Below are 725 nucleotides of genomic sequence, written 5' to 3'. Positions count from 1 at the left end.
CCATTGGTTCTTCAAAAATTGATTCACTGATAAACGATGGGTCATGAATGGTCGTTGGGCTAATAATCAAATCGATCTGTTTAAGTCGTAGATCATTCAATAACGAAGGTAAATCCGTATCGGCGCAAATGCTGATCGTGTTGGTTGGTGTGATGCGGTGGATCAGCGCTTCATTACAGCTCAGGCGGAAAGTGCTTTGATCGGAAATGGCATCATTAATCATCGCAAACGCCTGATGAAATTTAGGTAGCAACTGATGCGCTACAGAAGTGAGTTTGATTTGTCGCCCATCCTTCACAAATAACGATTTGTTGGTTTCTTTTTCCAAACGCTTCATGGATGCGCTAATCGCTGGCTGAGTTAGCCCTAGGTGCTCTGCGGCGCGAGAGTAAGATTGATATTCAGCAACAATTAAAAAGGTTTGGATTAGATTAAAATCCATACGATACCTAAATAAAAATAATCACTAGATTCAGTGGGTGGCTCTTTGATTTTTGGGCTTGATGTTCGCCCTAGACACCCACCTTGAAATAAGCCTCCTTAACGTACTTACGAGCTAAGGAGGCGACAGAGCAGTGGTTCGTTAAAACGAATTATTTAACTACTTTGATTTCAGGCATTTGATACTCACCACTTTGGATTGCATCGTCTGCGCCGTAGAAACGCATGATGGCGTAGAACGGTTTTTCAGGTACTGGCAAGAAGTTTGGATCGTCTGCACGACC

At 42.9% G+C, this 725-nt stretch carries 1 protein-coding gene; it reads right to left on the bottom strand.

The genetic code is table 11. From position 1 onward, the window contains the following. Positions 1-442 (bottom strand): LysR family transcriptional regulator (locus tag R7R78_RS26160; RefSeq protein ID WP_225474617.1); only part of this gene is annotated, 442 nt, incomplete at its 3' end. Positions 443-725: the final 283 nt, after the last annotated feature.

Source organism: Vibrio sp. 2134-1, from assembly GCF_033339495.1.
This window is presented reverse-complemented; position numbering and strand designations above follow the sequence as displayed.